The sequence below is a fragment of the Pseudomonas sp. FSL R10-0056 genome, assembly GCF_009600105.1.
Taxonomy (GTDB): Bacteria; Pseudomonadota; Gammaproteobacteria; order Pseudomonadales; family Pseudomonadaceae; genus Aquipseudomonas; species Aquipseudomonas bubulae.
Window position 1 is genome coordinate 1 of record NZ_WIWL01000131.1, and the last position, 280, is coordinate 280.

Annotated in this window: 1 protein-coding gene; it reads right to left on the minus strand. The window is 55.4% G+C overall.

The features are described 5' to 3' along the window. Window positions 1–41: 41 nt before the first annotated feature. A partial coding sequence (locus GHO42_RS25715; RefSeq protein WP_178114910.1) for a type 1 fimbrial protein occupies window positions 42–280 on the minus strand: 239 nt, incomplete at its 5' end.

Genomic DNA, 280 nt, shown 5'->3' on the forward strand with positions numbered 1-280 from the left:
GCCCGTGATTAGTCACGAGCCCTTGCGTTAATAAACATGAGTTACTTGTAAGTAACGTCGAAGGTAGCCAGCGCGTTAACCTGACCGGTACCGATACCACGGGTACCTGGTGCACCCTCGGTGCCTGGGGTATCAGCCACAAGGCGTACGTAGGACGCTGTAAAGTCAAACGTGTTGGACTGTGGGCGCAGCACGTAATCGGTGCTGGCGGTGTTCAAAGGCAGTTTGTCGCCGGTACGGGCGTCAGCGATCTGGATACCTACGCCAGATACCTGATTAG